General features: G+C 62.1%; 23 protein-coding genes. 8 read left to right on the top strand and 15 right to left on the bottom strand.

Translation table 11 applies throughout. From position 1 onward, the window contains the following. Positions 1-23: 23 nt before the first annotated feature. Together CIW50_RS09670 and CIW50_RS09665 are read left to right on the top strand one after the other, a co-directional pair. Positions 24-569: a cupin domain-containing protein gene (locus CIW50_RS09670; protein WP_149531017.1), complete on the top strand. Its 546-nt coding sequence runs from the start codon at positions 24-26 to the stop codon at positions 567-569. A 101-nt stretch (positions 570-670) separates the two neighbouring features. Continuing rightward, positions 671-1732 (top strand): dipeptidase, encoded by a 1062-nt coding sequence (locus CIW50_RS09665; protein ID WP_149531016.1) that lies wholly within the window; start codon positions 671-673, stop codon positions 1730-1732. A gap of 19 nt (positions 1733-1751) precedes the next feature. Here CIW50_RS09665 and CIW50_RS09660 read toward each other — a convergent pair whose 3' ends face one another. The 7 genes from CIW50_RS09660 to CIW50_RS09630 form a co-directional block, all read right to left on the bottom strand. After that, the gene (locus tag CIW50_RS09660; RefSeq protein WP_149531015.1) at positions 1752-3002 is read right to left on the bottom strand and encodes a NupC/NupG family nucleoside CNT transporter; all 1251 of its coding nucleotides are present in this window, start codon (positions 3000-3002) and stop codon (positions 1752-1754) included. Between the two features lie 78 nt (positions 3003-3080). Further along, entirely contained in the window at positions 3081-3839 is a 759-nt protein-coding gene (locus CIW50_RS09655) for an SDR family oxidoreductase (RefSeq protein ID WP_149531014.1), read from the bottom strand. A gap of 22 nt (positions 3840-3861) precedes the next feature. Beyond that, complete coding sequence (locus CIW50_RS09650; RefSeq protein WP_246664207.1) at positions 3862-4395, bottom strand: GNAT family N-acetyltransferase; 534 nt, start codon at positions 4393-4395, stop codon at positions 3862-3864. After that, positions 4392-5138, bottom strand: a complete 747-nt coding sequence (locus CIW50_RS09645) for a proteasome-type protease (protein WP_149531013.1) — start codon at positions 5136-5138, stop codon at positions 4392-4394. The genes CIW50_RS09650 and CIW50_RS09645 overlap by 4 nt, the downstream gene beginning before the upstream one ends. 134 nt (positions 5139-5272) lie before the next feature. After that, positions 5273-6115 (bottom strand): transglutaminase family protein, encoded by an 843-nt coding sequence (locus CIW50_RS09640; protein WP_149531012.1) that lies wholly within the window; start codon positions 6113-6115, stop codon positions 5273-5275. A gap of 144 nt (positions 6116-6259) precedes the next feature. Further along, positions 6260-7204, bottom strand: a complete 945-nt coding sequence (locus CIW50_RS09635; RefSeq protein ID WP_068736110.1) for an alpha-E domain-containing protein — start codon at positions 7202-7204, stop codon at positions 6260-6262. A 62-nt stretch (positions 7205-7266) separates the two neighbouring features. Beyond that, on the bottom strand, positions 7267-8685 hold the full coding sequence (locus tag CIW50_RS09630) for a circularly permuted type 2 ATP-grasp protein (RefSeq protein WP_149531011.1): 1419 nt from the start codon (positions 8683-8685) through the stop codon (positions 7267-7269). 221 nt (positions 8686-8906) lie between these two features. Between CIW50_RS09630 and CIW50_RS09625 the strand changes: the two genes are divergently transcribed. Genes CIW50_RS09625 through CIW50_RS09615 form a run of 3 tightly spaced genes read left to right on the top strand, consistent with a single transcriptional unit; the run spans position 8907 to position 10856 of the window. Next, positions 8907-9641, top strand: coding sequence for a competence/damage-inducible protein A (locus tag CIW50_RS09625; protein WP_149531010.1), 735 nt, complete (start codon positions 8907-8909; stop codon positions 9639-9641). Between the two features lie 49 nt (positions 9642-9690). Next, positions 9691-10215 (top strand): xanthine phosphoribosyltransferase, encoded by a 525-nt coding sequence (gene gpt / locus CIW50_RS09620; RefSeq protein ID WP_149531009.1) that lies wholly within the window; start codon positions 9691-9693, stop codon positions 10213-10215. Between the two features lie 23 nt (positions 10216-10238). Further along, positions 10239-10856, top strand: coding sequence for a hypothetical protein (locus CIW50_RS09615; RefSeq protein WP_149531008.1), 618 nt, complete (start codon positions 10239-10241; stop codon positions 10854-10856). Between the two features lie 116 nt (positions 10857-10972). On the opposite strand, the gene CIW50_RS09610 is transcribed toward CIW50_RS09615, so the two are convergent. Beyond that, on the bottom strand, positions 10973-11995 hold the full coding sequence (locus CIW50_RS09610; protein WP_149531007.1) for a methionine synthase: 1023 nt from the start codon (positions 11993-11995) through the stop codon (positions 10973-10975). Positions 11996-12118: 123 nt separating this feature from the next. Here CIW50_RS09610 and CIW50_RS09605 point away from each other — a divergent pair, with 123 nt between their 5' ends. Genes CIW50_RS09605 through CIW50_RS09595 form a run of 3 tightly spaced genes read left to right on the top strand, consistent with a single transcriptional unit; the run spans position 12119 to position 14467 of the window. Next, positions 12119-12823 (top strand): glutathione S-transferase N-terminal domain-containing protein, encoded by a 705-nt coding sequence (locus CIW50_RS09605; protein WP_149531006.1) that lies wholly within the window; start codon positions 12119-12121, stop codon positions 12821-12823. A 58-nt stretch (positions 12824-12881) separates the two neighbouring features. After that, the gene (locus CIW50_RS09600) at positions 12882-13493 is read left to right on the top strand and encodes a 2-hydroxychromene-2-carboxylate isomerase (protein WP_149531005.1); all 612 of its coding nucleotides are present in this window, start codon (positions 12882-12884) and stop codon (positions 13491-13493) included. Further along, positions 13493-14467 carry an NADPH:quinone oxidoreductase family protein gene (locus tag CIW50_RS09595; protein WP_149531004.1) on the top strand — a complete coding sequence of 325 codons (975 nt, stop codon included), beginning with the start codon at positions 13493-13495 and terminating at the stop codon, positions 14465-14467. Before CIW50_RS09600 ends, CIW50_RS09595 begins: the two co-directional genes overlap by 1 nt. A gap of 6 nt (positions 14468-14473) precedes the next feature. Here CIW50_RS09595 and CIW50_RS09590 read toward each other — a convergent pair whose 3' ends face one another. The 7 genes from CIW50_RS09590 to CIW50_RS09560 form a co-directional block, all read right to left on the bottom strand. After that, entirely contained in the window at positions 14474-15145 is a 672-nt protein-coding gene (locus tag CIW50_RS09590) for an alpha/beta fold hydrolase (RefSeq protein ID WP_149531003.1), read from the bottom strand. Between the two features lie 8 nt (positions 15146-15153). Continuing rightward, entirely contained in the window at positions 15154-16044 is an 891-nt protein-coding gene (locus CIW50_RS09585; protein ID WP_149531002.1) for a crotonase/enoyl-CoA hydratase family protein, read from the bottom strand. A gap of 183 nt (positions 16045-16227) precedes the next feature. Then, positions 16228-17388 carry a M20 aminoacylase family protein gene (locus CIW50_RS09580; RefSeq protein WP_149531001.1) on the bottom strand — a complete coding sequence of 387 codons (1161 nt, stop codon included), beginning with the start codon at positions 17386-17388 and terminating at the stop codon, positions 16228-16230. A gap of 11 nt (positions 17389-17399) precedes the next feature. Then, positions 17400-18923: a M81 family metallopeptidase gene (locus tag CIW50_RS09575; RefSeq protein ID WP_149531000.1), complete on the bottom strand. Its 1524-nt coding sequence runs from the start codon at positions 18921-18923 to the stop codon at positions 17400-17402. Positions 18924-18953: 30 nt separating this feature from the next. Beyond that, positions 18954-20639 carry an ABC transporter ATP-binding protein gene (locus tag CIW50_RS09570; RefSeq protein WP_502707420.1) on the bottom strand — a complete coding sequence of 562 codons (1686 nt, stop codon included), beginning with the start codon at positions 20637-20639 and terminating at the stop codon, positions 18954-18956. Next, positions 20636-21520, bottom strand: a complete 885-nt coding sequence (locus CIW50_RS09565) for an ABC transporter permease (protein ID WP_149530999.1) — start codon at positions 21518-21520, stop codon at positions 20636-20638. The genes CIW50_RS09570 and CIW50_RS09565 overlap by 4 nt, the downstream gene beginning before the upstream one ends. Positions 21521-21533: 13 nt before the next feature. After that, entirely contained in the window at positions 21534-22475 is a 942-nt protein-coding gene (locus CIW50_RS09560; protein WP_149530998.1) for an ABC transporter permease, read from the bottom strand. Positions 22476-22651 lie beyond the last annotated feature (176 nt).

The raw sequence follows: 22651 nt of genomic DNA, 5'->3' as shown, positions 1-22651 counted from the left end.
TTGCGCCGGGTGGGAAACACGACATGGCGAAGCTGAAGCGAACGTCAAAGAGCGCGGTGAAAACGGCTGCGACGAAGAAGCCTGCGACACAGGCAGCGAATGCAGCAAAGAAGCTCGCTGTTGGTAAGCCGGCCAAGGCGAGTACAAAAGCTGCCGCCAAGGCCGCGGCGAAACCCGGCCCGCGCCGCAAGCAGCGCGTCGCGATAAGTCACTATCAGGAAGAAGCATTTCTCGGCGACGGCCTGCGTGCCTACGCGAAGTATCGCGATCTCGGCGTCGCTGCGGCGACTGGCGGTTTGGCGCACGCGCATGTCATTCGGCTGATCGGACCTTGCGATCCGAAAGAGGTCTCCAAGCTTCACTATCACGATGCCGAGTTTCAGCTGGTCTATGTGCTGAACGGCTGGGTGAAGACTTATATGGAGGGCGAGGGCGAGACATTGATGCGCCAGGGGAGCAGTTGGACCCAGCCGCCGCGCATCAGGCATCTGATCCGCGATTACTCCGACAATTGCGAATTGCTTGAAGTGATCCTGCCGGCGGAATTCAAGACGGTGGAAGTCCGGTAGTTCGCGTGCGGAAATGCGACGCGTGCCTTGTTCGCGCGTCGCAGTGGCGTTGAATCAGCTATGCTGAGCCCGTCGCTGCCCTGGCCCTCAACGAGTATCTCATGACTGCATCCGTTCCGGTTTTCGACGGTCACAACGATGTGCTGCTACGGCTGTACAAATCGCAATCGCACGATCCGGTATCCGACTTCCTGATCGGGGAAGCCGCCGGTCACATCGACCTGCCGAAGGCGAAGGCCGGCGCGTTCGTCGGCGGGCTGTTCGCGCTATATTCGCCGGCGGCTCAGGCTTCGTCGGGATTCATGGCGCAGATGACGGGCGGACGCTACGCCGTGCCGCTTCCCGAGCCGCTGACGATGGACGAGGCGCGCAATTCCGTCGTTGCCGAACTGGCCATCCTGCTGCAGCTCGAACGCGCTTCCGCAGGCGCGGTGGCGATCTGCACCACCACCGCCGAAATCCGGTCCGCCATTGAGCGCAAGGCGCTGGCCGTGGTGGTCCATCTGGAAGGCGCGGAGGCCATCGACGCCGAGCTCAGATTCCTCGACGTTCTCTATGCGGCGGGATTGCGGTCGATCGGGCCGGTGTGGAGCCGGACCAACATCTTCGGCCATGGCGTGCCGTTTCACTTCCCGTCCGGGCCCGATCTCGGCGACGGTCTCACCGCGGCCGGCGAGCGGTTGATCGGCGCCTGCAATTACCTGAAGATTCTGGTCGACCTGTCGCACATCACCGAGAAGGGTTTTTGGGATGTGGCGCGGCTGTCGAAGGCGCCGCTGGTGGCAACCCATTCCAATGCCCATGCGCTGTGCCCGTCGCCGCGCAATCTCACCGATAAGCAGCTCGCCGCGATCCGCGACACCGGCGGCATGGTCGGCCTGAATTTCGCGACCTGCTTCCTGCGCCCCGACGGCAGCATGCGGCCCGACACCGGCATCGAGCTGATGGTGCAGCAGATCGACTATCTGCTGGAGAAGCTCGGCGAGGATCACGTCGGGCTGGGATCGGATTTCGACGGCGCGGTGGTGCCCGAGGCCATCGACTCCGCCGCGGGCCTGCAGGCGCTGTTCGTGGCCTTGCGCGACAAGGGCTATTCCGAGACGCTGCTTGGCAAGCTCGGTGCAGGCAACTGGCTCGATCTACTGCAGCGGACGATCGGTTGACCGGCGCTGGCGGCGTGTCTCAGGTGAGCATGCCGACGATCGCGCCCATCAGGCAGGTCGTCAGTGTCCCCGAGACGATCGACTTCACACCGAGCGCGTTGATTTCGTTACGACGTTCCGGCGCCATGGTGCCCAGGCCTCCGATCATAATTCCGAGGCTGGCAAAATTTGCAAATCCGCACAGCGCATAAAGCATGATGAGGCGCGAGCGCGCATCCAGCGCATCGGAACCGAGCTTCGCCAATTGAACATAGGCGATCAACTCGTTGAGGATCGTCTTGACGCCCATCAGCGAGCCCGCGGTCAGCGCCTGGTCCCACGGCAGGCCCATCAGCCAGCACACCGGTGCCATCACGTAACCCAGCATGCGCTGCACGGACAGCGTGTTGCCTCCCACGGTTGGCATCATCATGAGGATCGCGTTCATGAGATACATCAGCGCTACGAAGACCAGCAGCAGGGCGATAATGTTGACGAGCAGTTCGATGCCTGCACTCGTGCCCTTGACGATCGCATCTATCGTGCTCGTGGCCGATGCGTCCGGATTGGCGAGCAATCCACCGGTGCGACGATCCTCCGTCTCAGGCACCATGATCAGGCTGACAAGGATCGCAGCCGGTGCCGAGAGCACAGAAGCAATCACGAAGTGTGCCGACGCATCGGGGATCAGCGGCGCCATGAAAGTGGCGTAGAGCACCAGCACGGTACCGGCGATCCCCGCCATGCCGCCCGTCATCACCAGAAACAGTTCGCTACGCGTGAGCTGCGTGAGGTACGGGCGAATGAACAGCGGGGCCTCGACCATGCCCAGAAAGATGTTCGCGGCCGTTGACAGCCCGACTGCGCCGCCGATGCCGAGCGTACGTTCGAGCAGCCACGCCATGCCGCGTACGATCGGCGGCAGGATACGCCAGTAGAACAACAGGCTGGTCAGCACGCTGATGACCAGCACCACGGGGAGTGCCTGCAGCGCAAGCACGAAATCCGCGCCGGGATTCTTAAGATCGAACGGCAATGCGCCGCCGCCGAGATAACCGAACACGAAGGAGGTGCCGGCGCGCGACGCTGCGGCGATGGTGCTGACAGCATCGTTGATGCTGCTGAAGGCGCGCGTAACGACGGGAAGCTTCAGCAGGATCACGGCAGCGGCGACCGTCAATGCAAGACCAATCGCGGCCTGTCGCAGCGACACCTTGCTGCGGTTTTCACCGAGCGCCCAGGCGATCCCCAAAAGTGCGATGACGCCGAACGCCGATTGTAGCTGAAGCATAAATCCCCCGAAACCGCGGCGATGATGCCGCGGCTCCCCATGTCATGCAATCGCAATGCCGCTGAGGCGAATTACGTTTTAGCCACGTCCGACGAACGGCATCTTGGTTGCCATGACCGTCATAGTCAGCACGTTGGCATCGAGCGGGAGACCGGCCATATAGGCGACGGCGTCGCCGACGGCCTTGGCGTCCATGCGCGGTTCCTGCTTCGAGGTACCGTCGGGCTGTAGCACGCCGGGGCCGTTGACCATGCGGTCGGTCATGGGGGTGGCGGCGTTGCCGATATCGACCTGGCCGACGGCGATGTCATAGGCGCGGCCGTCGAGATTGCTGGCCTTGGTCAAGCCGGTGATGGCGTGTTTTGTCGAGGTGTAGGCGGCGGAGAACGGGCGCGGCGCATGGGCGGAGATTGAGCCGTTATTGATGATGCGGCCGCCGCGCGGCGTCTGATCCTTCATGATGCGGAAGGCATGCTGCGTGCACAGGAACGGCGCGGTGAGGTTGGTGTTCACCACGGCCTGCCACTGCTCGAGGCCGAGATCCTCGAAGGGGATCGCAGGCGCACCCATGCCGGCATTGTTGAACAGCACGTCGAGGCGGCCGAACTCCTGCATGGTCCTGGCGAACAGCGCTGCGATGGAAGCGGGGTCGGCCATGTCGGCGCTCACGGGAAGGCTCTTGCCGCCAGTGGCCGCGCCGAGCTTCTGGGTTTCTTGCAGCAGTTCGAGCCGGCGGCCAGCGAGCACGACGACGAAGCCGGCATTCATCAGCGCGAGCGACGCGGCACGGCCGACGCCGGTGCCAGCTCCGGTTACAAGTGCGATCTTGTTGGTCATCTGTTTCGTCCCTGTTTTCTTTTTACGAGAGGTCTTTTTGGGTGAGGTCCCGGACCATGAAACGTGCGTTGTCGCCGTAGCTTTGCAGTTTCTGATCCAGTTCGGAATCGCGGATGATGGTGAAAGCGTGCCGCTGCCAAAAATGAACTGAATTGTTGACGGCAACAAGCGTCATATTGGGCAATTGCATCAGCCTGGCATGTGCCGCCATCATGTCAACGGCCATGGTCGCCGCGCCGGATCTGCGGGTCTCGGGCAGCAGAGCAAGGTCGTGAATGTAATAAGTAGATGGCAAAGCGGGTATCGTCAGCAGGCTGTTTAGTGCCGGCGGCGTCTTGAACTGCCAGGGATGGCTGATGATGTAACCCTTAACCCCGTCCTGGGCTTCGAGCACGGCGCAACCGCTTGGATGCAGTGTCAGGCGGTTCGCGAACACAACCTCATCTTCGGGAAAATCGGGATGAACGGCATCGGCGATGGCGAGGACTGACGGCAGGTCTGCCTCCGTCATGATGCGCCATTTCATCGGAGCTGCGGTCATCGCGGCCGCGCTCAATTGTCTTTCTTGTAGGGCGGGCGCGGAATGTTTTGATGTGCCGCGCGCAATGCTGCCGACCAGCGCGAGCGCAGGTCGTGAAAATAGGGTTCGCCTGCTTCGATACGGTGGTTGAGATCGGCATCGCAGACATCGGTGCGTACCACCAGCACATCGATCGGCAGGCCGACGCCAATATTGGAGCGCATGGTCGAGTCCATCGAGATCAGGCCGGTCTTGAGCGCCTCATAGAGTTCGACATCGTAATGCATCGCGCGGTCGAGCACAGGCTTGCCGTACTTGTGCTCGCCGATTTGGAGATAGGGCGTATCTACCGTGCATTCGATGAAGTTGCCGGCCGGGTAGACCATGAACAGCCGCATCTTGGCGCCCCTGATCTGGCCGCCGAACAGGAACGAGACATCGAAATTGATGTCCTCGGCCTCGAGCGCTTTGCCCTCGCTGGCGTTGACGTGCCGGATCGCGCGGCCGATGCGCTGCGCGGCCTGAAACATCGTCGGCGCGTTCAGCAGGGTTTCCAATTCGCCGGTCGCTGGATTCTCCTGCCCTTCGCTCAGGGTGGAGAGCACCGACTGGCTGATCGCCAGATTGCCGGCGGAGGCCACGGCCATGATGCGGTCGCCGGGCTGGTTGAAGATGTGCAGCTTGCGGAAGGTCGAGATGTTGTCGAGTCCGGCATTGGTGCGCGTGTCCGCGATCATCACCAGGCCGTCCTTGACGAGAATTCCGCAGCAATAGGTCATCGTCAGTCCCTTGCGAGCGCGATCAGCAAAAGTGCACCGCTGTTTGCGTCCGGTCGCGCTCCAGAATAATACAGGAAAGCGTCTTACGCGGTGGACCTCAGCCGGGCAACCTCGACACGCCAATTTGAGGTTGTTCAGGACTGGCTTTGCGATTGGGACTGGCCGCGACTGCCGGCCTGATCGACATTGACGGCCACGGTGAGCGTTTCCGTGCCGCCGCCATAGCGGGTGCCGCGAACGGGGGCTGCACCAAGGTAATCCAGGCCGATGGCGATGCGGGCATGGGCATCGGTGGTGCAGATGGCATTGGCGGGATCGAATCCGACCCAGCCGAGATTCGGGACATAAGCTTCGGCCCAGGCATGCCCTGCCTGCTGGTTGCTCTCGCCATCGGCGCGCCAGAAGTGCCCGGAGACGAAGCGGGCAGGGACGCCGGCCGAGCGGGCGCAGGCGATGAAGATATGCGCGTAATCCTGGCAGACTCCGCGCTTGCCGATGAAGGCCTCGCTGGCCGATGTGCCGGTGCTGGTCGGATCGATGTCGAAGGTCATGTGTTCGTTGATGGCCATCATCAGCGCATGCAGGAAACCGAGCACGTCGGTCTCGGCGCTGGGCGCGAGGTCTTTGGCAAAGGCCTGCATCGCTGTGCTGGCGTCGGTCAGATCGGTTTGGCGCAGAAAGAAACTCGGTGGAAAGCGCTCATCAGTGCCCTTCAGAACGCCGCCGGTGTCCTGGGTCTCGATCAAGCCTTCTACGGTCACCGTGAGGTCGGCGATCGGCCCATGGGTCAGCACATGAGTGACGTTGCCGAACGCATCCTCATGCAGATCGAGGCGGGAATCCGTGGAAACGTCGATCTGCCACTCGGCGACATACTGGCCGTCATGGCTGCCCGGTGTCATCCGCAGAATCTGGATCACGCCCGACGCCGGCGGCTCGTAGCGATAGGTGGTCGAATGGGCGATACGCAGGCGCATGGTAACGTGTCCGAATCTGCAGATGGGCCGGGACGCTAGAGCTTTTTACGTTCCGATGAAATCGGAACGAAGGCTCCAGCTCCTTATTTTTGACGCGTTTTCTTCACGCGAACCGGCATCCACTTCGCTTGAAAACGCGCTAGCTCAAATCAGGTATTGTTTGGCGATGATGTCGCCCAGACGGCTGTTATCTGCAATGAATTCCTGGATGAATTCATGCAACCCATGCTGGAAAATATCCTGCATGTTGCTGTGTTCGAGGCGGTTTCGGACGCCGCGGGCGTGGCGCTGCGCTGCGCCCTGACGGCCGTAGGACACGCCGATCTGGTCGAGATTGCGGACGAGGTTGCCATAGCAGCTCGCCAGCGAGCGCGGCAGCGTGTCGTTGAGGATCAGGAGGTCGGCGATCAGCCACGGCTTCAGTGTCTCGCGATAGACCCAGTGATAGGCCGTCAGCGCCGAGACCGAGCGCAGGATCGAGGTCCACTGATAGTAGTCGAGCGGGCCTCCGACATGTTCGTCCTCGGGCAGCAGCAGATGATATTTCACATCGAGAATGCGCGCAGTGTTGTCGGCGCGTTCCAGATGCAGGCCAAGCCGCGAGAACCAGTAGGCATCGTTGCGCAGCATGGTCCGGTAGGCCGAGCCATCGAAGCGCAGCGAGGTCTCCTGCACGAAGCGCAAGAAATTCGCCAGCTGCTCGCGTGTCTTGGCGCCGCCGCTCCAGGCCGATTGCAGCTCCAGCCACGCGCTGTTGATGGTGTCCCACATCTCGCCGGTCAGCGCGGTGCGGACCGAGCGCGAGTTCAGCCGCGCAGCCTCGATGCAGTTGCGGATCGAGGAGGGATTGGCCGTCGAGAACGAGAGATATTCGACGACGTTGGTCTCGTTGGCTTCCTCGTAGATCTCGTAAAAGGCCGCACTGACACCGGCAGTCAGTAGCGCCGAGTCCCATTCATTGGTTTGGCCGATATAAGTGTTCGGCAGCGCGGTGACGCGCAGTGTTGCCTCGATCGTGCGCGCGAGATATTCGGCGCGTTCGACGTAGCGGGCTAGCCAGTACAGGTTCTCGGCGGTGCGCGACAGCATGCGGGGATGTTACTCTTTGAAAATTGGGTCGTCGGTCGAGGTCCGGTTGCTTATGTCGAGAATTATTCGTCCAAAATCCACGTGTCCTTGGTGCCGCCGCCCTGGCTGGAATTCACCACCAGCGAGCCTTCCTTCAGCGCCACGCGGGTCAGGCCGCCAGCGACAATGTTCACGCTCTTGCTGCCAGTGAGCACGAAGGGGCGAAGGTCGACGTGCCGCGGCGCGAGACCCGACTCGGTGCAGGTCGGGCAGGTCGACAGCGCCAGCGTCGGCTGCGCAATGAAGCCTTCCGGCTCGCGCTTCAGCTTGTCGCGGAACGCTTCGATGGTGGCCTTGGTGGCGGCCGGCCCGATCAGCATGCCGTAACCGCCGGAGCCGTGGACTTCCTTGACGACGAGTTCGCTTAAGTGATCGAGCACATAAGCGAGATCGCCCGCTTCGCGACAGCGCCAGGTCGGCACATTCTTCAGGATGGGCTCTTCGCCGAGATAGAACTTCACCACTTCCGGCATGTAGCTGTAGATCGCCTTGTCATCGGCGATACCAGTGCCGACCGCGTTGGCCAGCGTGACGTTGCCGGCCATATAGGCGGACATCAGGCCGGGCACGCCGAGCGCTGAATCCGGACGGAAGGTGAGGGGATCTAGGAAGTCGTCATCGACGCGGCGATAGATCACGTCGACGCGTTTGAGCCCTTCGGTGGTGCGCATGAAGACTTCGTCGTTCTTGACGATAAGGTCGCGGCCCTCGACCAGTTCGACGCCGAGCTTGTCGGCGAGGAACGAGTGTTCGTAGTAGGCCGAGTTGTAGACGCCGGGTGTCATCAGCGCGACGGTCGGCTCCGTGGAGGCCGAGCGTGGTGCGACGGAGCGCAGGCAGGACAGTAGTTCGTCTGGATATTTCTCGACCGGCGCGACGCGATGCCGCGCGAACAGATCCGGGAATAGCCGCATCATGATCTCGCGGTTCTCCAGCATGTAGGAGACGCCGGAGGGCGTGCGGGCATTGTCTTCGAGGACGAAGAATTCGTCCGGATTGGTCCGGACAATGTCGATGCCGGCGATATGCACATAGACGTCGTGGGGGACGTCCTGGCCGTTCATCTCCGGACGGAACACCGGGTTCTGGAAGATCAGGTCATCCGGGATCAGGCCAGCGCGGAGAATTTCGCGGCCGTGATAGATATCCTTCAGGAACATGTTGATGGCGCGGGTGCGCTGCCGCAAACCCTTTTCCAGCAGCGTCCATTCCTTGCCGGAAATGATCCGCGGAATGACGTCGAAGGGGATCAGCCGTTCGGTGGATTCGGAATCGCCATAGACCGCGAAGGTGATGCCGATCCGGCGGAACAAGAGCTCCGCTTCCTGGCGGCGATGTTCCAAAGCGTCCGGAGGCGTCTCCTTGAGCCAGCGGGAGAGTTCTTCATAGGCCGGGCGGAGTTCGCCTTGAGGCCCGTTCATTTCGTCGAACGCGACTGCCATGTACCCTGACTGTTGTTTCGAGGCCGTACGGAGATTGCACGACTGAAAGGGATGGTAGCAAGGGGCGGGCCAGCACGATATGCATTCAACAAGAGCAATTCGTATGAGATGCGTGTAAAGCTGCCTGAAAAAACGGCTGGACGCTGCTCGTTTCGGCAGCAAAACCCCGTGACATCAGGACTTTGCCTGCGCATGGTCCCGGGAATGGTAGGGAACGACAAATGACCGAGATTGTAACCGCGGGCATCCTGGTGATCGGCGACGAGATTCTGTCGGGTCGGACCAAGGACAAGAACATCGGCTTCATCGCCGAGTACCTCACCAATATCGGCATCGACCTCAAGGAAGTCCGTGTCGTATCCGACGACGAGCCGGACATCATCGCGGCGCTCGATGCGCTGCGAAAGCGCTACACCTACGTTTTTACCACCGGTGGCATCGGGCCAACCCATGACGACATCACCGCGGATGCTGTGGCCAAGGCGTTCGGTGTCAAGATCGATCATCACCCTGAAGTGGTCGCGCGCTTCCAGGAGCGCTTCGGTGCCGACCTGAACGAAGCCCGGTTGCGGATGGCGCGCATCCCTGACGGTGCTGACCTGATCCAGAGTGCAACGATTTTGGCGCCCGGCTTCAAGATCGACAATGTGATCGTCATGGCCGGCGTGCCGTCGATCATGCAGGCGATGATGGACATCGTATCGCCGAAGCTGAAGTCCGGCGTGCGGATGCTGTCCGATACCGTGAAGGCCAATGCGCGCGAAGGCGATGTCGGCGGTCCGCTCCGCGAGATCGCCAATGCGCATCCCGACACGATCATCGGCAGCTATCCATTCCTCGACGATCAGGGTAAGCCGAATACCAATCTGGTGGTGCGTTCGCGGGATCAGGATAAGCTCAATGCGGCGATGGAGGCCGTCAAGACGATGTTGGCGACGCTTAACGCGCCAAAGTAGATCAACAGAAGCCCGGCCGCCCGAGGGCGACCGGTTTGAGGAGACGAACATGGCAGAGCATCCGGAACTGAGTGCGCAGGAGCGCGCCGGCAAGGCATTCCCGGTGTCGTGGGATCAGTTCCATCGCGATTGCCGCGCGCTGACCTGGCGGCTGAGCAGTGCCGGTCCATTTCATGCGATCATCGCCATCACGCGTGGCGGTCTGGTGCCGGCAGCGATCGTGGCGCGCGAACTCGGAGTCCGCGTCATCGATACGGTGTGCATCGCCAGCTATGAGCACAACAAGCGCGGCGAGTTGCAGGTACTGAAAGGGCTCTCGGCCGATGCGTTGAAACTCGGCGCTGGGGACGGCAAGGGTCTGTTGATCATCGACGACCTGGTCGATACCGGCAAGACCGCGCGCATCGTGCGTGACATGCTACCAAAGGCCCACTTTGCGACTGTCTACGCGAAGCCGATGGGGCGCCCGCTGGTCGATACCTTCATTACCGAAGTCTCGCAGGATACATGGATCTTCTTTCCGTGGGATCTCGGACTGTCGTTCCAGCCGCCGATGCGCGAAGGCGCGGGCTAGGCTCTTGTTGCGAGGAGACGCGATTGCCCCTGCAAAATCGTGTCACGCCGACAGGCGAGATCGTCGCGACGCCAGAACGCGGAACGTTCACCGGCAATCGGGGCATCATCCACGATCCTTCGACTAAAACGCTCCTGAACAAGCGCTGGTCGAATCCGGCTTGGATTACTTGCGTTTGCGAGTTTCGCGGCCGTCGCCGCGATGTGATGGCAACACGCAGCTGGACCGAGCTGTTCTTCCTCGACGAGGCCACATCCTTCGCCGCCGGTCACCGCCCATGCTTCTATTGCCGCCGCGATGACGCCAACCGCTTTCGCGCGGCGTGGGAGGAGGGCAACGGCGTCATGCGTGTGCGGGCGACGGAGATCGATGCGGTGCTGCATCGTGAGCGGCTGGATAACAGGAAGAAGCCATTGCATCCGGTGGGTGGACCCATCGAGATATTGCCGGATGGGGCGATGGTGCAGGCGGGTGGTGAGAGCTTTCTGATCGCGCAGGGGCAGGCGCTGCGGTGGTCGTTCGCGGGTTATCGCACTTCGGTCGGGGAACTCGTCGACGCGCAGCTGCTGACGCCACCATCGACGCTGAATGCATTTCGCGCGGGCTATCGTCCGGTGCTGCACGCGAGTGCGCGAAACTAACGATCCCACTCCGTCATGCCCCGGCTTGACCCGGGCATCCGTCTTTCTTGCTCGTAACGGAAAGAGGAAGTTGGATGGCCGGGTCAAGCCCGTCCATGACATCGAGAGAGCCGGGGTTACCCCAGCTTCTGCCTTGCGAGTTTCGCACCCGCGCCCAGCGCCCTCAGCTTCGCTTCCGCGATATCGCGCTGCATCGGCGCCATGCCGCAATTGGTCGTCGGCACGATCCTGTCCTTCGGTACGTGCTTCATGACCGCTTCGATGGTGGCGACAACATCCTCCGGCGTCTCGACAGTGTCACTGGCGACATCGATCACACCGGCCTGCACGATCTTGTTCTTCAGCAGCCCCAGCAATTCCAGCGGCACACGCGAATTGCGGCATTCGATGGCGACCTGCTGGATCGGCGAGGCATCGATGGCCGGGAAGATCTCCTCATATTGCCGCCACTCGCTGCCGAGGGTTTCCTTCCAGTCGGTGTTGGCCTTGATGCCGTAGCCGTAGCAGATGTGAACGGCCGTCGCGCAAGTGAGTCCCTGCGCGGCGCGCTCCAGCGCCTTGACGCCCCAGTCGGCGGCTTCGTCCATGAAGACGTTGAAGGCCGGTTCGTCGAACTGGATCATGTCGACACCGTCGGCCTGCAGCGCGAGCGCTTCCTGGTTCAGCAATTCGGCGAAAGCGAAGGCCATTTTCACACGGTCGCCGTAATAGCTGTTCGACAAGGTGTCGATGATGGTCATCGGGCCGGGCAGCGTGAACTTGAACTTGTTCTTGGTGTGCGCGCGGGCAGCCTGCGCCTCGAAGGCGTGAACGCGGCCCTTGAGCTGCAGCGGTGCCGTCACCTGCGGCACCATCGCTTTGTAGCGATCCTTGCGGATGCCCATCTCGACCTTGTGGGCGAAGTCGATACCGTCGACCTTCTCCAGAAAACCGTGGACGAAATGCTGTCGCGCCTGTTCACCCTCGGTGACGATGTCGACGCCCGCATCTTCCTGCACCTTGACCGCCAGCAGCGTCGCGTCGCGCTTGGCGCGCGCCAGTTCGTCGCCGGAGGAGCGCCAGGTCGGCCACAGCTTGTTCGGCTCGGCGAGCCATTCAGGCTTCGGCAGCGAGCCGGCGATGGTGGTTGGAAACAGCATTTGTTCGCTCCCCGGAAATTGTGTTTTGCGGAGGCCTATCTGCCATGTTCCTGACCCCCCGTATATGGGATTGGCGCACCCATAAGGGAGGGCTAGGATCGGCCAAAACGCATCGAGGACGCCATGATCGACCTGCACTATGCGCCGACGCCGAACGGCTGGAAAATCTCGATCATGCTGGAAGAATGCGGGCTGCCCTATACGGTCGTCCCGATGCAGCTCGGTCGCGGCGACCAGCACCAGCCGGAATTTCTGAAACTCAGCCCCAACGGCCGGATGCCGGCCATCGTCGATCATGCGCCTGCCGATGGCGGTGCGCCGGTGTCGATCTTCGAGAGCGGTGCGATCCTGATCTATCTCGCGGAGAAGTCTGGTCAGTTCATGCCGGCCGAGATGCGCAAGCGGTTCGACGTCTTGCAGTGGCTGATGTGGCAGATGGGCGGCCTCGGCCCGATGCTCGGCCAGAATGGACATTTCCTGCTCTATGCCCCCGAGAAGATTCCCTATGCGATGGATCGCTATACCCGCGAAGCCAAGCGCCTCTACGGCGTACTCGATGCGCATCTCGGGGAAGGCCGCGATTACATCACTGGCGACTACTCCATCGCCGATATGGCGTGCTTTCCGTGGATCATGACCCATAAGGCGCAGGGCCTGACGCTGGATGATTTCCCGAACGTGAAGCGCTGGTTCGCTCTGGTCCGCGCGCGGCCGCAGGTGCAGGCGGGGCTTGCCGTCGGCAAGCAAGAGAAGAAGCCGATGGATGAGCAGGCGAGGAAGATCATGTTCGGTGTCGATGCACCAGCGCATGCGCAGGCGCAGCAATAGAGCTCGTCATTCCGGGCGCGTATAAAGAAGAAAATAATAACAAAACGAGGAAACACCTATGATCGAATTCTTCTTCGACTGTTCCAGCCCCTGGACCTACCTCGCCTTCCACAACATCCAGCCACTGGCGAAGGAATTCGGCGAGGAAATCTCGTGGCGGCCCATTCTGGTCGGCGGCATCTTCAATTCGATCAATCCCAGCGTCTATGAATCGCGCAAGACGCCGGTGCCGGCCAAGGCGCGCTACATGAAGAAGGACCTCGGCGACTGGGCGCGCTCGGCGGGCCTGGCGATCAAGATGCCGCCGACGGTGTTTCCGGTGAATAGTGTCAAGGCGATGCGCGGCTGCATCTGGCTTGGAAACGATGCGATGGTGCCGTTTGCGCGCGGGGTGTTCGAAGCCTATTGGGGCGACGACAAGGATATCTCGATAGATGATGTTCTCACCGAGATCTGCACGCGCACCGGCATCGATCCCGCGAAATTCTTTGCCGGCATTGGCGAACAGGCGATCAAGGACCAGCTGAAGGTCAATACCGATGAAGTGATCGCACGGGGCGGTTTCGGCTCGCCGACCATCTATCTCGACAAGACCGACATGTATTTCGGCAATGACCGCCTGCCGTTGATCCGTGAGGCGCTGCAGCGCCGGAAGGCGAGCGCCGCCTGATGCCGAAAGCAATCGTTTGCCGTGAGCTCGGGTCACCTGAAAGCTTGCGCCTCGAACAATTTGCATCAGTGCCGCTAAAACCCGGGCAGGTCCGCGTTGCCGTGCGCGCCGCCGGAATCAATTTTCCTGATATCCTGATGGCGGCTGGCGAATATCAGCTCAAGCCCGAACTGCCGTTCACGCCGGGCATGGAAGCGGCCGGCGACGTCAGCGAAATCGCCGGCGATGTGCCCGGCATCGCGGTCGGGGATCGCGTCATCGTCAAGCTGCGTCATGGCGGCTATGCGGACGAAGTCGTGGTGACGCCGGCGCAAGTCACTCCACTGCCGTCGACATTCGACTACACGGAGGGGGCGACGTTTCTCGCCGCCCATGGCACCGCGCATCATGCGCTGGTCGATCGCGGGCAGATCAGACCCGGCGAAGTGCTGCTGGTGCATGGCGCCGGCGGCGGTGTGGGGTTGGCTGCGGTGGAGATCGGGAAGCTGCTGGGCGCCACGGTAATCGCGGCTGCATCATCGGAAGAGAAGCTTGCAGTCGCCAAAGCGCGTGGTGCGGATCACGGCGTGCTGTATGGCGCCGGACCGTTCAGGGATGCCGTCAAACGTCTCACGGATGACAAGGGCGCGGATGTCGTGTTCGACCCTGTGGGTGGCGAAATCTTCGAACAGAGCCTGCGCTGCATCAATTGGGGCGCCCGCCTGCTGGTGATCGGCTTCACCGGCGGCATCGGCGTGGCGAAAACCAATCTCGTACTCATCAAAGGCGCCAGCGTGCTCGGGGTCCGCGCCGGCGAGGCGGCGCGGCGCGATCCGAAGATCGGCGAAGCCCGCATCGCGCAGCTCATCGCATGGGCAGAAGCAGGAAAGATCAGGCCAAACGTTTCGCATCGCCTGCCGCTGGAAGATGTGGCGACAGCCATGCGATTGCTGACCGAGCGCAAGGCGATCGGACGCGTGGCGCTGATGATGTAACAGGCTTCAGCGTTTGAAGCGACCGTCACGCAAAAACGCGATGGTCTGGTTGATGGCTTGCGGATTACGGATCATCAGCGCATGCGATGCGGGGATGACGACATGATCGGTCATGCTGTCGAGCTTCGTGCTGGCGACGGTTACGCGGCCGTCGTTCGGACCGGGCAATAACAAGGTCGACGAAATCGGGTCGAGGGTGCGGTTGCCGGCGATGATGCCGAGCGGGTAGTCCACCCGCGGCAGCAGCGCCTCCGTTGCGGCATCGCGGCTGGTGACGAGTTGCTGGCCGGCCGGACCGAAAAACAACCGGTAGGGCAAAAAGCCCCTCAGCCTGTCGGCGATTTCGCTGCCGCCGTTGGGCGTGCCCAGCATCACCACACGGCCCAGACGCGATGGACGGTGGCGCGCCAGATAGGCACGCGCGAGCAAGCCGCCCATCGAGTGGCAGACGAAATGCGTGCAGCCTTCGTTGGCTTCGACGAATGGCGTTATCGCCGGGTGGATGTCATCGGCCAGAGCCGACAGCGCCTTTTGGCGGCTGGGATAGCCGACGTTCCGCGTGGCAAAGCCGGCCGCTTCGATCGCCAGCTGCATCTTGATGAAAGACCGGAACGTCCGGCTGATGCCGTGCAGGAAAACGACGCCCTCGGACGGACGACGAGAGGGCGTCGGATTCATTCGTGGTCCTACTTGTAGCCGCGCTCGTCCCACCACGGGAAATAGCTCGGCATGTCCTTGCTGACCTTGTTCTTGAACTCGGCCGGACGCTTTTCGAGAAAGGCCACGACGCCTTCCTTGACGTCCTCGGAGCGACCGCGCGTATAGATGCCGCGGCTGTCGATCTTGTGCGCTTCCATCGGATCGTCCGCGCCCATCATGCGCCACATCATCTGGCGGATCAGGGCGACCGACACCGGCGCCGTCTTGTCGATGAAGGTCTTGGCGAGCGCACGCGCTGTCGGCAGCAGGTCATCCGGGGCGACCACCTTGCTGACGAGACGGCCTGCAAGAGCCTCCTGCGCCGGGAAGACGCGGCCAGAATAGCACCATTCCAGCGCCTGCGAGATGCCGACCATGCGCGGCAGGAACCAGCTTGAGGCGGCTTCCGGCACAATGCCGCGCTGGGAGAACACGAAGCCGAAACGCGCGGCTTCAGAGGCGATGCGGATGTCCATGGCGAGCTGCATGGTGACGCCAATGCCAACGGCCGGGCCGTTCACCGCGGCGATCACCGGCTTGAGGCATTTGAAGATCCGCAGGGTCACCTGACCGCCGCCGTCGCGCACCATGGGATCGCTGTAATCGACGTCGCCGCTGGCGAGACGCTTCACCGGGCCGCGCCGCGCGTCGCGATCAAAGGTGTCGGCGCCCGAAGAGAGATCCGCACCCGCGCAGAAACCACGTCCGGCACCGGTCACGATGATCGCGCGCACATTGTCGTCCGCATCGGCCTTGTCGAAGGCGTCGATCAGCTCGGCCTGCATGGTGGCGTTATAGGCGTTGAGCTTCTCGGGGCGGTTCAGCGTGATGGTGAGGATCTGCTCCTCGACGCTGTAGAGGATGGTCTCATAGGCCATGGCGGCTTCTTCCCTGTTTTTTGTTTATTGGGCGGTTGCTCGCCGTCGACTTTAGGATGGGTTGCGCGATAGCGAAACCCATCTTGTCATGTGCGTAGTCGTGATAGGTTGCTGCAAAGCAGCTTGCATGGCTGCGCTCAACCCATCCTGCGGAATTATGCAGGCAGCTTTGGCGACCGCTTCTTACACCGGCAGCCGGGTTTCGACGATACGGGCGAACATGCTGGCGCCGATGGGCAGAATTTTATCGTCGAGATAGTAGCCGGGATTGTGCACTGGCACCGAGCCTTCTTGGCCGACCCAGAAATAGGCGCCGGGCACGGCATGCAGCATGTCGGCGAAATCTTCGGAGCCCATTTTCGGCTTCGCGCGGGTGATCACATTCGCGTCGCCGACGATCGTGCGTGCAACGTCTTCGACGGCCTTGGAATGTTCTTCCTGATTGACCAGCACGCTGAAACCGTCGCGGATATCGACCTTGATCTCGCAATCGAACGCCGTCGCCATGCCGGCGGCGAGCGCATGCATCCGCTCGCGGATCTGCATCCGGACCTTCTCGGAGAAGCATCGCACGGTGCCGCAGAGCTTGGCGTCATCCGGAATGACGTTATAGGCCGAGCCCGAATGGATCTGGGTGATCGACAGCACCGCGGATTCGAACGGGTTCACGTTGCGGCTGACAATCGACTGCATTGCCTGGCCGAGCGACATCGCGATCACGACAGGGTCCTTCGAGCGCTCCGGCATCGCGCCATGGGCGCCGTAGCCGCGGATCGTGATGTCGAAGAAGTCAGCGGCCGCCATTGCGGGGCCGGGGAAGATGCCGACCTCGCCGTGATTCATGTCCGGCGCATTGTGCAGGCCGTAGATTTCATCGCAGGGAAACTGCTTGAAGAGACCGTCCTTGATCATCGCGCGCGCACCGCCGAGGCCCTCCTCGGCGGGCTGGAAGATGAAATGCACGGTGCCGTCGAAATTGCGGGTCTCGGCGAGATAGCGCGCGGTGCCGAGCAGCATGGTGGTGTGGCCGTCATGGCCGCAGCCGTGGAAGCGGCCGGGAATGGTCGAGCGCCAGGCGAGGTTGGTGTTCTCTTCCATCGGCAGCGCGTCCATGTCGGCGCGCAGGCCGATGCGCTTGCCGCCCGAGCCCTTGCCTTTCAATACGCCGACGACGCCGGTACCGCCGAGACCGCGATGGACCTCGACGCCCCAGCTCGCGAGCTTGTCGGCGACGATACCGGAAGTGCGGACCTCCTCGAAGCCGATCTCCGGATGGGCATGCAGATCGCGGCGGATGGCGGTGAGTTCGTCGGCGAAGGCGTCGATACGTTCGAGTGTGGGCATAAGTTATCCGTTCACGGCACGAGGGCAGGTGATGAGGTCTGGGGCGTAAATGGTTCGCCATTCGGCTTCAGGCGGATGCCCGGGCGCAGCTTGGTCCATTGCAGCACCGACGTATCCGCCGGCATCGCGCCGGGCGCAGCGCAGATCATAAGCTGGCCGGCGATCGGCTCGAAGTCGGCGCGGAAATGCACGGAGCTCTTGTTGACGAGAATGTTTTGCTCAGTCGGCTCGATGCCGACATAGCGATACATCGACTGGTCGGCGAGCTGTGCCTTGTGCGAGGAGATGACGATGCGAACGTCGTCGATACGCAGACAGGCCGAGAGGCCCATATCCATGTCTCGACCGCCATAATAGGGACCATCGGCGACGAACTTGCCGTCGGACAGTTTCTCGATCACGAATGTGTTCTCATAAGGCGCATCGCCGGGAATGCCCGACTTGCCGCCGACCGAGAGCGTCACCGTGGCGCCTTCGCCAGCTTGATGCGCCGCTGCGGCGGCAGCTGGATCATAGATAACGCCATGCGCGGCTTTCACCGCTTTGTTCTTCACCAGCGCACGCAGCATGCCGGTGGTGTCACTGTCGCCGCCAGCGCCGGGATTGTCCTGGGTGTCGGCGATCACGATCGGTTTGCTGTTGGTCTTCGCCAGCTCCATCGCATGCAGCACGCCTTCGTCGGGCGTGTAAATCTTGCCGTCGAAATCGTTCTCGTGACCCATCACCAGCTTGACCACGGTATCCGCTGCAGCATCGGCATCGGCCTGTGTCACGCCATAGGCGAACACGCTGGGGCAGCAATGCAGGAAGTCGGCGGCGGGAAATCCGGGGCAGAACGATAGTGTTGGAACCTGATCCTGTTCCAACGCGGCGAGCATCTCGTAGATGCCTTTGGTGGGCTGATCATTGGTGCACTGCCAGCTGATCGCGATCATGAACGGCAACTGCCGGAACGCCTTGGCGAAGCGGTTGCCGGCCAGCAGCAGTTCCATGTGGCGCGCGCAGGCGCGGCCGGTGTCGGCCATGTCCACATGGGGATAGGTGCGATAGGCGATCAGCGCGTCGGTGTATTCGACCGTTTCCGGCGAGATGTTGCCGTGCAGGTCAAGGCTGACAACAAAGGGAATATCCGGCCCGATCACCTCGCGGACGCGTCGGGCAATCTCGCCTTCGCCGTCGTCGAGATGCTCGGTGACCATGGCACCGTGCAGGTCGAGATAGACCGCGTCCAGCGGCATGGCGGCTTTGATGCCCTCGATCATCTCGCCGACGATCCGCTCGAACGCGTCCCTGGTGACATGCGCGGAAGGACTCGCGCCGCAGGCAATGGTCGGGATCAGCTCCCAGCCGCGTGTCTCAGCTTCCTCGACAAAGCCGGCAAGGCCGACATTGATGCCACGCATCACCTTGAGAACGTCGGCGCCATGGGTCATCGACGGCCAGCCGCCGCCATGCACAAAGGCCTCATAGGTCGCCTTGGTCGGGGCGAAAGTGTTGGTCTCGTGCAGAAAGCCGCCGACAGCAATTCGGGTCATTCAGAATCCAGGGTCAGTTTCGGTATGGGCTCAGGCCGCCGGCACGGTGGTGCTGCCATCGACCGCGCGGAAGTTGGCGAAATCCCATCCTCGTCCGGGCGCCGCGTCAAGCAGCTGGCGCGTATAGGGCTGTTGCGGATTTGCGAGGACTTCCGCCGCCGGGCCCTGTTCCACCACCCGGCCATGTTGCATTACGGCAACGTCGTCGCAAATCTGGGCGGCGACGCGCAGATCGTGGGTGATGAACAGGATGGCGATGCCGAGCCGGGTCTGGATGTCGTCGAGCAGCCGCAGCACCTGCGCCTGCACGGAAACGTCGAGTGCGGAGACGGCCTCGTCGGCCACCAGAACTTCCGGATCGAGGGCAAGCGCGCGGGCGATGGCGATGCGCTGACGCTGGCCGCCGGAAAACTGGTGCGGGTAGCGCGACACGGCGTCAGGTGGAAGACCGACCAGTTCAAGCAGTTCACGCGCCCTGGCCATCGCCACCGAATGTTTGGTGCCGAAATTGATCGGACCTTCGCAAATGGACTCGCCGATGGTGATGCGCGGATTGAGCGAACGATAGGGGTCCTGGAAGACGATCTGTATCTTCTTGCGGTGCGGCTGCAACGCGTGACGTGACAGGTCGGAGATTTCGCGTCCGGCGAGACGGATGCCGCCCGAGGTTGGATCGATCAGTCGGACGATACAGCGCGCCACGGTCGATTTGCCGGAGCCGCTTTCACCGACGATGCCGAGCGTGCGGCCCTTGCGCAGTGTCAGCGTGACGTCCTGGGCTGCGTGGACCTCGCGTGGTTTCCCGAACATGGAACGCTCGCGATAGACCTTGCCGAGTTCGTTGGCCTCGAGCACGACGGGATTGAAGCCTGCTTCCTCGCGGGCCGCGCGGGGCACAAGGCTCGGCACTGACGACAGCAGGTTACGGGTATAGTCCTGCGTGGGCGCGCTCAGAACATCCTTCAATGCTCCGGTTTCCACCAGCCGTCCATGACGCATCACTGCGACGCGATCGGCGATGTCGGCCACCACGCCCATGTCATGGGTGATGAAGAGCACGGCTGTGCCGTGATCCTTCTGCAGGTCGCGTATCAGCTTGAGGATCTGCGCCTGGGTGGTGACGTCGAGCGCTGTCGTTGGCTCATCGGCGATCAGCAGTTTCGGTTCCAGCACGAGCGCCATGGCGATCATGATGCGCTGGCGCTGGCCGCCCGACAGGCGGTGCGGATAGGACGCGAAGATGCGCTTCACATCGGGAAGCCGCACTTGCTCCATCATGTCGAGAATGCGCGCACGGCGGGCGCTGGCGCCGAGACTGGTGTGGGTGCGTAGTACTTCGTCGATCTGCTTGCCAACGGGGACGACCGGATTGAGCGCCGTCATCGGCTCCTGGAAGATCATCGCCATTGTCGTGGCGCGGAGTTGACGCAGCCGGCGATCGCTGGCCTGCAGCACATCTTCGCCGACCAACTTAATGCTGCCGCCGATGGCTTTGAGTGAATCTCGCGGCAGCAGGCCCATGGTGGAGAGCGAGGTCACTGACTTGCCGGAACCACTTTCGCCGACCACGCAGAGCGTTTCGCCCTGGCGCACCTGGAGAGAAATGCCGTCGATGATTTTCTTGCCGGCGCCACTCTTGCCGACGCCGACGACGAGGTTTTCGATTTCCAGTGCGATGGGGCGGGTATTCACGGTGGGATTCACTAGTTCACTCACTTGCCGGCCTCACGCTGTTGCATGCGGGGATCGAGTGCGTCGCGGGCAGCGTCGCCGATCAGATTGACGGAGAGGATGGCAATCGAGAGCAGTAGTCCCGGCCAGAAGATCAGCGACGGCTTGACCTGGAAGAAGGCGCGACCCTCGGCCATGATATTCCCCCAAGTCGGGGTTTCCGGGCTGATGCCGGCGCCGAGGAACGACAGGATCGCCTCGGTGAGAATAGCGGATGCGGCGATGAAGGTGCCCTGGACGATCAGCGGCGCCACCGTGTTGGGCATCAGATGCTTCAACATGATCTTCGGCATGCTGGAGCCGAGCGAAATCGCCGCCTCCACATAGGGCTCCTCACGCGCCGACAGCACCACGGAACGCACCAGTCGCGCGACACGGGGGATTTCCGGAATAGTGATCGCAATCAGCACCGTCGTCAGGGTGGCGCCTGACAGCGACACGACGGCGATGGCCAGCAGCACGCCGGGCATCGCCATCAGGCCGTCCATGACACGCATCATCACAGCGTCGGCCAATTTAAAAAAGCCCGAGAACAGGCCGATGAACAGGCCGATGACGATACTGGTGACGGCGGCGCCGAGGCCGATCAGGAGCGAGATGCGACCGCCATAGAGGATGCGCGCCAGCACGTCGCGGCCGTAAGCGTCGGTGCCGAGTAGATATTCCGAACTGGCCGGCTTCAGCCGCAAGGCAGGTGCCAGCAATTGCGGATCGTGCGACGTCAGCCACGGTGCGAAGATCGCCGACAGGATCACCAGCGTCAGGCAAATCGTCGCCACTGCGATGATCGGCGTCGCGGTGAGAAAGCCGAACGACGGACCGCTGCGGGAGGGGAGGGCCGGGTTGGGAAGGGATTCGATCGCCATGAGATACAGATTCCTAGTAACGAATTCTGGGATCGAGCAGTGCGTAGGCAAGGTCGATCAGCAAATTGACCCCGACATAAACGCCCGAGGTCAAAAGGATCATGGCCTGGATCACGGGAAAATCCCGCGCCAGCACGGCATCGACCGTCAAGCGACCGATGCCGGGCAGGTTGAACACGCTTTCGGTGACGACGACGCCGGAGATCAGCAGTGCGAAGCCGGTGCCGATCACCGTGATGACCGGCACGGCGGCGTTACGCAGCGCGTGGCGGAACAGCACACCGCTCTCGTTGATGCCCTTGGCGCGCGCGGTGCGGACATAGTCTTCGCCGAGCACTCCGAGCATCGCCGCGCGGGTCATGCGCGCGATGAGCGCGACATAGACAAAGGACAGCGCGATGGTCGGCAGCGTGATGCGCTCAAAGAACGGCCCGAAGCCACGCGAGATGCTGCGGAAACCCTGCACCGGAAACCAGCGCAGCTCGATCGCGAACACCTGGACCAGCACGTAACCGATCACGAACACCGGCACGGAGAAGCCGATCACTGACAGCGCCATCACGAAACGGTCGATCCATGTGCCGTGTTTCCAGGCGGCGATGACACCGAGCGGGATCGCAACAAGGATCGAAACCAGCATCACGCATAATGCAATGCTCAAAGAGGGCTCAATGCGCTGGTTGACCATCTGCAGCACAGGCACGTTGGAGATGAGCGAGGTGCCGAAGTCACCGTGCAGCAGCCGCCAGACCCAACTGAAGAACTGGGTATAGAGCGGTTCGTTGAGGCCAAGCTGCGTCCGGATGCGGTCGAGTTGCTCGGGCGTTGCGTTATCGCCGGCGATGATCGCGGCAGGATCGCCGGGCGTCAGCCGAAGCAGCAGAAAGACAAATAGGGCCACCACGCCCATGACGGGTATGGCCGCAAGAATCCGGCGAATGAGGTATCCGAGCATGGCGCTTTCCTAGTGGTGGTGTTGATCGAACGTAACTGGACCGCGTCGGTCAACCGGAAACGTCACGGGCTCGCTGCTCTTGATCGTCATGGTCCGCGAAAAGCATAGATTTCTCGAGAAACAATGATTCACTGTCGCAACTTGCCTCAACCCGAAGTTCGCTAAACTTAAACGTA

Origin of the sequence: Tardiphaga sp. P9-11 (assembly GCF_008329525.1) — a bacterium.
Lineage (GTDB): Bacteria > Pseudomonadota > Alphaproteobacteria > Rhizobiales > Xanthobacteraceae > Tardiphaga.
The sequence above is the reverse complement of the archived record's forward strand: the minus strand, read 5'-3'. Positions and strand labels throughout refer to the sequence as shown.

What these genes read in the sequence shown, in the direction of transcription:
- CIW50_RS09635 (WP_068736110.1), bottom strand. Translation starts at nt 7,204, where the DNA reads ATGCTGTCGCGCACCGCCGAGAACCTGTACTGGCTAGCCCGCTACGTC.
- CIW50_RS09585 (WP_149531002.1), bottom strand. Translation starts at nt 16,044, where the DNA reads ATGGCCTATGAGACCATCCTCTACAGCGTCGAGGAGCAGATCCTCACC.
- CIW50_RS09580 (WP_149531001.1), bottom strand. Translation starts at nt 17,388, where the DNA reads ATGCCCACACTCGAACGTATCGACGCCTTCGCCGACGAACTCACCGCC.
- gpt (WP_149531009.1), top strand. Translation starts at nt 9,691, where the DNA reads ATGGCAGAGCATCCGGAACTGAGTGCGCAGGAGCGCGCCGGCAAGGCA.
- CIW50_RS09640 (WP_149531012.1), bottom strand. Translation starts at nt 6,115, where the DNA reads ATGCGCCTGCGTATCGCCCATTCGACCACCTATCGCTACGAGCCGCCG.
- CIW50_RS09605 (WP_149531006.1), top strand. Translation starts at nt 12,119, where the DNA reads ATGATCGACCTGCACTATGCGCCGACGCCGAACGGCTGGAAAATCTCG.
- CIW50_RS09655 (WP_149531014.1), bottom strand. Translation starts at nt 3,839, where the DNA reads ATGACCAACAAGATCGCACTTGTAACCGGAGCTGGCACCGGCGTCGGC.
- CIW50_RS09670 (WP_149531017.1), top strand. Translation starts at nt 24, where the DNA reads ATGGCGAAGCTGAAGCGAACGTCAAAGAGCGCGGTGAAAACGGCTGCG.
- CIW50_RS09665 (WP_149531016.1), top strand. Translation starts at nt 671, where the DNA reads ATGACTGCATCCGTTCCGGTTTTCGACGGTCACAACGATGTGCTGCTA.
- CIW50_RS09630 (WP_149531011.1), bottom strand. Translation starts at nt 8,685, where the DNA reads ATGGCAGTCGCGTTCGACGAAATGAACGGGCCTCAAGGCGAACTCCGC.
- CIW50_RS09645 (WP_149531013.1), bottom strand. Translation starts at nt 5,138, where the DNA reads ATGACCTATTGCTGCGGAATTCTCGTCAAGGACGGCCTGGTGATGATC.
- CIW50_RS09600 (WP_149531005.1), top strand. Translation starts at nt 12,882, where the DNA reads ATGATCGAATTCTTCTTCGACTGTTCCAGCCCCTGGACCTACCTCGCC.
- CIW50_RS09625 (WP_149531010.1), top strand. Translation starts at nt 8,907, where the DNA reads ATGACCGAGATTGTAACCGCGGGCATCCTGGTGATCGGCGACGAGATT.
- CIW50_RS09590 (WP_149531003.1), bottom strand. Translation starts at nt 15,145, where the DNA reads ATGAATCCGACGCCCTCTCGTCGTCCGTCCGAGGGCGTCGTTTTCCTG.
- CIW50_RS09575 (WP_149531000.1), bottom strand. Translation starts at nt 18,923, where the DNA reads ATGACCCGAATTGCTGTCGGCGGCTTTCTGCACGAGACCAACACTTTC.
- CIW50_RS09565 (WP_149530999.1), bottom strand. Translation starts at nt 21,520, where the DNA reads ATGGCGATCGAATCCCTTCCCAACCCGGCCCTCCCCTCCCGCAGCGGT.
- CIW50_RS09560 (WP_149530998.1), bottom strand. Translation starts at nt 22,475, where the DNA reads ATGCTCGGATACCTCATTCGCCGGATTCTTGCGGCCATACCCGTCATG.
- CIW50_RS09595 (WP_149531004.1), top strand. Translation starts at nt 13,493, where the DNA reads ATGCCGAAAGCAATCGTTTGCCGTGAGCTCGGGTCACCTGAAAGCTTG.
- CIW50_RS09660 (WP_149531015.1), bottom strand. Translation starts at nt 3,002, where the DNA reads ATGCTTCAGCTACAATCGGCGTTCGGCGTCATCGCACTTTTGGGGATC.
- CIW50_RS09610 (WP_149531007.1), bottom strand. Translation starts at nt 11,995, where the DNA reads ATGCTGTTTCCAACCACCATCGCCGGCTCGCTGCCGAAGCCTGAATGG.